The 5,012-nt window shown below is 62.7% G+C and carries 4 protein-coding genes; all 4 read left to right on the top strand.

Annotated features, from left to right (window positions below; translation table 11 throughout):
- On the top strand, positions 1–1,331 hold a 1,331-nt coding region (locus ABEA06_RS07715), incomplete at its 5' end, for a type IV secretory system conjugative DNA transfer family protein (RefSeq protein ID WP_345311102.1).
- Between the two features lie 4 nt (positions 1,332–1,335).
- A complete protein-coding gene (locus tag ABEA06_RS07710) occupies positions 1,336–1,743 on the top strand; it encodes a DUF4913 domain-containing protein (protein ID WP_345311101.1) in 408 nt (135 codons plus the stop codon).
- A gap of 393 nt (positions 1,744–2,136) precedes the next feature.
- Positions 2,137–3,744, top strand: a complete 1,608-nt coding sequence (locus ABEA06_RS07705; RefSeq protein ID WP_345311100.1) for an ATP-dependent nuclease — start codon at positions 2,137–2,139, stop codon at positions 3,742–3,744.
- On the top strand, positions 3,741–5,012 hold a 1,272-nt coding region (locus ABEA06_RS07700), incomplete at its 3' end, for an ATP-dependent helicase (protein ID WP_345311099.1). The genes ABEA06_RS07705 and ABEA06_RS07700, both read left to right, overlap by 4 nt.

Raw genomic sequence — 5,012 nt, 5'->3', positions numbered from 1 at the left:
ACATCTGGGGTACGCGCACCGGTAAGACCACCTCCCAAGCCGCCCCTTCCATCATCGAGGCCCCCGGCCCGGTGATTGCCACTTCCAACAAACGCGACCTTTCTGATCTGACCCGCGACATCCGCGCCGGCCAGGGGGATGTGTGGGTCTTCGATCCCCAAGGTGTGGCCGGGGAGAAGCCCACCTGGTGGTGGAACCCACTGTCCTACGTCACCGACAGTGAGCGGGCGGCGGAGATGGCCACGAACTTCTCCATCGGGTCGCGGCCAGCCGGGGCGAAGATGGGTGACGCCCACTTCGACTCCGCCGGCAAGGACCTACTCGCGGGGCTGCTGCTCGCTGCTGCTGTGGGTGGGGAGCCCATCGAGCGCGTGCACTACTGGCTAACCCGCTCCACCGACGACGCCCCCGCCAAACTCCTCGACGCGGCGGGGTGGGGCAAGGAAGCCGACTCGGTGGCCAGCACCATCCGCCAACCCGAGAAGTACCGCGGCAGCGTCTACTCCACCGCCCTGCAGATGGCCACCTGCCTGAAGAACGAGAACATCGCCGCCTGGGTCAACCCGCAGGGCCCGGACGACGACCGGCCGCAGTTCGACCCCCAGATATTCGTAGCCGGCAAGCACACCCTCTACGCACTGTCCAAGGAAGGTGTCGGCACCGCCGGGCCGCTGGTGACCGCCCTGACCGTGGCCACCGTGACCGCTGCCGAGGAACACGCCGTCGCCCAGCCCGGGGGCAGGCTGTCCACCCCGATGCTGTGCGTGCTCGATGAGGCAGCCAACGTGTGCCGGTGGGCGAACCTGCCCGACCTCTACAGCCACTACGGCTCGCGCGGGATCGTGGTCTCCACCTTCTTGCAGTCCTGGTCCCAGGGCGTAGACGTGTGGGGCGAATCCGGGATGCGCAAGCTGTTCTCCACCGCCAACGTCGTCACCTACGGAGGCAACGTTAAGGAGGAGGGCTTCCTCAAGATGCTCTCCGAGCTGATCGGCAAGTACACCTACACCTCCGTCTCCTCCTCGAGGCAGAAGGACTCCGGGTCCACCTCCCGCCAAGACGCCACCGACGACATCCTCTCCGTCGCCGACCTCGCAGCGCTACCCAAGGGAAGGGCGGTGATGCTCGGCTCCGGGGCCAGGGCCGTGCTAGTCCGCACCGTCCCGGTCAACGTCCGTCCCTACGCCGACGCGGTAGCAGCCTCGGAAGCTGCGCACAACACCCCGGTAGTGGCCATCGTCGGCCACGAGCACGACCCCGAGGTTTCAGCCACTGAGCCAGCGGCAGTTAAGCCTACGGGTAATCGGTGGGCGGCTTTGGTGAAGGAGTAAGGCGATGGACTGGGAGGAAGAAGCTACCGAGGGCAACGAAGACCTCGAGGAACTGTCACCCTCTCAGCTGATCTATCCGAACGTGGCGGAGTTCGTGGCCGAGCAGCTGGCCTCGGTGTACCGGCGGGACGTCGACCTGGCCGGCCGCTCCACCACCTTCACCTGGTGTGCCCAGTGGTGGCGGCATGAGGAAGCAGTGAGCCGCCTGACGGGGTTGTGGCGGGCCTGGGAGAGCTTGCGCACCGACCCCACCACCGGGCTGGCGGTGTGGTGGCGCGACTACGCGGACCCCACCATGCGGGTGCTTTTCGACGAAAAGGGCCCCTTCCACGGCTGCACCCCCAGAACGCACAACCCGAAGGGGATACCGCTCCCTCTGGACTCTCCACCCGAGGGACTGTTCAACACTTAACTTTTGGGAACGAAGAACATATAGCGTTGTTCGAGCCGCGTACGTGTGGCGGTGTCTGCCAGGAAGGACCTGAGGAGGGAGAGAAGTCTTCGTTGCTGATGCTTCGTGTGATGGCGCACTCGCCAGTGACCTCATATGTGATCTCACGGTCGCTGGGCTCCGAGACCAGGCCGGCTTTGCACAGGTCGACCTTGCCAGCGAGCCTAAACGGCGCCCTTCGCCAGCGCGTGAGGTGGGAGGCGCGGATGGCCCACGGCCAGCATCGCGACTGGTGAGGCCATCTCGTCTGAGCTGGCAGCACCAATGCTCTCCTCATTCATATATCAGCTCTCCACCTGGGTGCTACAAACTCAATCTGCGTACGACCATTCGCGTTAGTGAAAACAGGAATCAATGAAGCTCACTCGTCTCCACATTCAAAATCACAGCCGGATGGCCGATGTCGCAATCGACATTCGAGACCACCTGGTGCTGGTAGGCGCGAACAACACTGGGAAGAGTTCCATACTGCGCTGCCTACAGCTCGTCCTTGGAGCGACGACGGCCCAGCTTTACGCGCAGATCACGGGAGAGGACTTCCGTGACATCGACAGTGAGTTCATCGTTGAGGTTGAGCTCATGGATTTCTCCGACGATGAGAAGGCTGCTTTTCCGGATGAGATCGATGTCGATGCTGCCATTGGCCTTGCGACCCTGACTCTTCGTCTTACCGCAACCATCGACGTCAATGAGACGCTGAATATCGAAAGAATTGCTGCGGGTGCCGGTACCCGACGTCAGCTGTCGCGGTCGCAGCTCGATGCGATCGGCTGGCGGTTCCTCGGCGCTACGAGCCAGGCGCGTGAACTCCGTGACGACCGTCGCTCCGCTCTCCGAGACCTTCTCGACGCGGTGGAGCTCGGTCCCGAAAAGGCGGACTTCGACGACGCCGTGCAGCGGCTGGCCACGATGCTCTCCGAGTCGACTGTTTTGGAAGGAGTTCGGACGAACCTCGCAACACAGCTGACCAAGGCACTGCCGTCCGCGATCGGGAATGACGACTTGGCCTTCGTGCCCGGATCATCGGCAGAACAAAATGTTCTGAGTGACGTTCGCCTGCAGGTCCAAAAGGATGGCACGCTGCGGGACCTCAGCTCACAATCCGACGGCTATCGGGCGCTGTACGCGATCGCGCTCTACGACATGACGAGTTCGAGTGCCAACGTTGTAGGAATCGATGAGCCTGAGATTCACCTCCACCCGACGAGCCAGCGGAGCTTGGGGCGACTGCTCAAAGCCAGCAGCAACCAGAAAATCATCGCGACTCACTCACCGGACATCGTCGGCGCATTCGACTCGGATTCGATCGTCGTCATAAAGTCCGGTGGCAACGTGGTCCAGCCACAAGCAGGCTTTCTCACGAGCGACGAACGGCTGACTGTTCGCTGGTGGGTGCGCGATCGACTGGAGCCCCTGACTGCCCAACGCCTGATCGCTGTCGAGGGAATCGCGGATCGAATCATCGTTGAGCGTGCCGCCGACCTCACCAACCGGACGCTCGACCGGCTTGGTGTGTCTCTCATCGAAACAAACGGCGCGGGCGATATGGGTGCGATCAACACTCTCTTTGGCCCTAACGGCTTCGACGTGCCACTCTCGATGCTGATCGATGCGGATGCGGAAGCCGACACCGCCACCAAACTCGGAGTGCAGCCTGCGGATCTCAACGACAATTTCGTGTGGGTCTCACGAGCGGATCTCGAAGATGAGTACGTCGCCGCAATCGGAGCGGCATCGCTCCAAGCCGCTCTCACAGCTTCAACCCTCTTCAAGCCAAACCAACTGCGAAGGCTGATGGCTACCGGTCCTGGCGGGACATTTACCCGTGCCGACGTGGCAAGCTTTTGCAGGTTGTACAAGGTCAACGCCGCCCTTGTCGCCGTTTCGGTGCTTGACGAGTCCGCCGCCCGCGCGATCTCAAGCATCGATGGGATGCTCACCCAGGTCGAGGCTTCGCTATGACGATCATGCCCACAGGGGCCCAAAAACAGATTCGTGACAGCGAACAAATGGGCATGCTCGTCGTCGCCCCGGCCGGATGCGGCAAAAGCGAAGCACTCGCCCTGCGCGTGCAGGGGATGCTCCATCGCGGCGTGGCTCCTGGCGCCCGACGCATTCTGGTTGCCACCTTCTCGAATCGTGCGAAAGACAATATCCGAGAGCGGTTACGCGGCTACCTGACCCCAGCGGAGCTCCGCGACAAGGTGACCGTCATCAACTTCCACGGGCTGTCGGCTCGTCTGTACCGGTCACACGCCGCAGCCATCGGGCTTGACCCGGAGTGGACTTTGCCCGAAAACGACTGGGTGAAGGAACAGTGCCAGCGCGCGGGGCTTAACTATGGGCAGAGCGCCGCGGTTAGCAAGGTGCTCCAGCACATCAAGCAGGCCGCCGTAGATGACACCGAAGTGCTCCAACTCCTCGAAGCGCAGGGGAATCGGGATGCCGTCGAGATCGAGAAGCTACGGGTGCAGAATCAACAACTCACCTACGACGACCTACCTCGTATGGCAGAACTGATCCTGACGCGGATCGAAGTGGCAGATCTCTACCGTGCGCACTTCGCCGCAGTGGTGGTCGACGAGTTCCAGGACCTCACGCCACAGCAGCTCCGAATCATCAACCGGATTGGTGCTAGCCGGACCACCTACGCCGGCGACCTTGCCCAAGGCATCTACGGCTTCACCGGTGCCAAGCCCGAAGAGGTACACGCGCAGATCACCGACGAGGTGGGTGAGATTGTCGAACTGACCGAGTCTCATCGGTCGTCGCCAGCTGTGCTCGCCGCGGTGAATGGGCTGGTGCCGCTCACGCAGGGAACTGCTCTCACTTGTGCGGCTCCGGACACATGGCCGTCCGCTGGCCTTGCAGCCGAAGTCGGGCACCAGACCGCGGAGCACGAGGCGGCGTGGATCGTAAAACTCGCGAAGGCGATCCTCTCGCACGCTCCGGGTCAACGGATCGGCGTCATCTCCCGCATCGGATCGCGGCGCCGATTCGTCGACGCAGCCTTCGCCGCCGAGAAAGGCATCCAGGTCCACCGGTGGGACGACGGCGTGCTCGACACTGACACGGCACGTCGGGTCAAGTCGCTCTTGGCCAACATGGATGCTTCAGCAATCCTCGACGCAGACGACTCGATCGAATTCCTGCGAATCTTCGCCGAATTTCACCAGGTCCAAGACCCAGCCGATCGAGTGGCGCTTGCCGACGCCCTGGGTTGGGTGCTC

This window comes from Kocuria gwangalliensis (assembly GCF_039544365.1).
Lineage (GTDB): Bacteria > Actinomycetota > Actinomycetes > Actinomycetales > Micrococcaceae > Kocuria > Kocuria gwangalliensis.
This window is presented reverse-complemented; position numbering and strand designations above follow the sequence as displayed.